The 2,463-nt window shown below is 55.0% G+C and carries 3 protein-coding genes; all 3 read left to right on the forward strand.

The features are described 5' to 3' along the window. The first annotated feature begins 181 nt into the window (after positions 1–181). The 3 genes from VMJ32_14220 to VMJ32_14230 all read left to right on the forward strand — a co-directional run bounded on the left by VMJ32_14220 (position 182) and on the right by VMJ32_14230 (position 2,291). Entirely contained in the window at positions 182–784 is a 603-nt protein-coding gene (locus VMJ32_14220; protein ID HTQ40178.1) for a Uma2 family endonuclease, read from the forward strand. A 4-nt stretch (positions 785–788) separates the two neighbouring features. Then, positions 789–2,015 (forward strand): redoxin domain-containing protein, encoded by a 1,227-nt coding sequence (locus VMJ32_14225; protein HTQ40179.1) that lies wholly within the window; start codon positions 789–791, stop codon positions 2,013–2,015. 93 nt (positions 2,016–2,108) lie between these two features. After that, on the forward strand, positions 2,109–2,291 hold the full coding sequence (locus VMJ32_14230; protein ID HTQ40180.1) for a type II toxin-antitoxin system HicB family antitoxin: 183 nt from the start codon (positions 2,109–2,111) through the stop codon (positions 2,289–2,291). Positions 2,292–2,463 lie beyond the last annotated feature (172 nt).

Below are 2,463 nucleotides of genomic sequence, written 5' to 3' on the forward strand. Positions count from 1 at the left end.
GGTAGTGGGCCAATTTGAACATAGCCCGACTGTGTCAGTCGGGAAAAGCGGCTGTCGGAATTTCAAATTGTCCCACCGCCCCTGGACGAGCAGTCTGGCACGCTCTTGCGGAACATGGGATAATGCATTGGGCTTACTGCATCTATCCTAGGCTATCGCTACCGAGCTATCGAGGCGTTGTATGGCCACCATTTCCACTGATGTTTTGACTCCGTCCTCACTGTTGCCGGTGTCGCGCCTCTTTACCGCTGCCGATCTGGCGGCAATGCCGGAAGAACTTCCCTCCGGCCCAGTCGATTTTGAGCTTTATCAAGGGAGATTGATCCCCATGTCTCCACCGGGCAGGCGTCACAGTAATTTACAAGCGCGAATTTCTAAAGCTCTTATTTCACAAGGCGAAGAGCAAGGACACGGCGAAGCGTACACCGAAGTTGGCGTCTTGCTTTCACGCCGGCCAGATAGTGTTGTGGGTCCGGATGCTGCCTTCGTTTGCAAACGGTCCCTGCCCGCGCGCGAATCACCGGAAGGTTATTTGGAAACCATTCCCGAGTTGGTCGTGGAAATTCGCAGCAAGAACGACACCAAGGCGTATCTCGATCGCAAAGCGGCCGATTTTCTCCAAGCCGGCGCCCAATTGGTGTGGATTGTCGATCCCGACACCAACACCGTCGTCGAGCATCGCCCAAACGCCGCGCCAAAAAATCTCACCACCGCCGACACACTCACCTGCGACGCCATCATCCCCGACTTCCGCCTCCCGCTAGCGGAATTGTTTAAGGAATGAGCATATGCTCGCGCGAATGAAGCTGTTTTTCATTGGCGTTTTAATTGCCTCAGCCTGCGTGGCTCATGCCGACGACGACCGAGATATTACCGGCCGCGTCATCGACGCAGCCGGTCAGCCCGTTGCCGGAGTGACGGTCTCCGCGTTTTGGAGCGGCAACGGAAAACGCCTCCGCGCCGACGGCACGCCGCTCGATCCATCAAAAAACAAGAAGGACGGTCAAGCATTCTGGCAGCATGAAGGGGAAATGGAGCCGTTCTCCAACGTTCGCACCACACCGACCGACGTGCAAGGCCGTTTCACCGTGAAGCTGGGCCACGACGAACATACACTGCTGGCGATCGATGCCGCCCGTCAGCACGGCGGATTAGGCACCACCCAAGGCGCCGGAAACGAAACCATTGAAATTCGCTTGGCTCCTCTAGTGCGAGTCCATGGAACGCTCAAATGCGCCCAGACAACTCAAATACCGGCCTGGAGTATCGCCGATCTTTCCACCGTCGACGACCCATTCCATCCCCTCGATAACACGCGCCTGGCGGTTTGCGGCACCAATGCCGGGCGCTTCGGTTTGTCGCTCCCGCCCGGAGATTACAATCTGTACATCTACGGAAACTCGACCGAGGACAGCCAGGAAGATGTCAGGGCTCCACAACCAGTCAAGTTGGCCTTACATGCTGACAAACTGGATGTCGATTTGGGCGAAATTTGCTTGCCGCCTTACGTCAATCAACTTCCGCGCATCCGCAAGGCCATAGCGGACGGCATAGCCTACGACTACAAAAAACACTACGGCGAGCCGCCGCCAGCATGGAATATCACAGAAGCTCGCGGCATCAGCCAGGATGCGAAGCTGTCCGACTTTAAAGGCAAATGGGTACTCTTGACTTTTTGGGGTCTCGGCTGTCCTGGTTGTTTACGGAATCATTTGCCACAAGATATGAAGTTTTACGAAGATCATCAGGCGCAGTGCGATCAGTTCCAAATTATTTCCATTTGCATCGATGGGGACGGCGAATTGAAAACGCTGGCCGATGTCGATCGTGCGCTGCAACCTGTCATAAAAAACGTCTGGGGGGGCAAAACCCTGCCGTTTCCCGTGCTCCTCGATCCTACTTTCGAAACGTGGAAAGCCTTCGGCATCGACGGCTTGGGAACGACGATTCTCATTGACCCCGACGGAAAAATGGTCGAGGGGGACGAAACGACGCTGGTCGCAAAACTGAAATGAGATCTTCCTGCGCACGCTTACCGCCGCCGCTTTGGCAAGGTATGATACACGTAGTCGATTGCAGGCCCCGCGTTTTCTGGTTCTGGTGTGCTTATGAAATTAAAAGTGTTAATTCACGCCGCAGAAGAGGGCGGTTATTGGGCAGAAATACCTGCGCTGCCAGGTTGCATTTCTGAAGGAGACACATTAGACGATACGCTGGCCCACATTCGGGAAGCTGCTGAGGGCTGGGTGGAGGTTTCAAAAGAGCGACCGGCAAGTGATTTCGACGCATAGGTCGTCGAGGTTCAATTGTGAAGCCGATCCCAGCAAAAGAATTCTGCACGGTTCTCATAAAGCACGGTTGGCATCTCCAGCGAATTCGCGGTAACGAACACATTTTCGCTCAGCCTGGAAACCCAACCATTCTTACTGTCCCAGTCCATGGACCCAAAGCCTTGAAGCGTGG

This window comes from Pirellulales bacterium, from assembly GCA_035499655.1.
Taxonomy (GTDB): Bacteria; Planctomycetota; Planctomycetia; order Pirellulales; family JADZDJ01; genus DATJYL01.

Coding starts and splice junctions, on each gene's coding strand:
- VMJ32_14225 (HTQ40179.1), top strand. CDS start 789: ATGCTCGCGCGAATGAAGCTGTTTTTCATTGGCGTTTTAATTGCCTCA.
- VMJ32_14230 (HTQ40180.1), top strand. CDS start 2,109: ATGAAATTAAAAGTGTTAATTCACGCCGCAGAAGAGGGCGGTTATTGG.
- VMJ32_14220 (HTQ40178.1), top strand. CDS start 182: ATGGCCACCATTTCCACTGATGTTTTGACTCCGTCCTCACTGTTGCCG.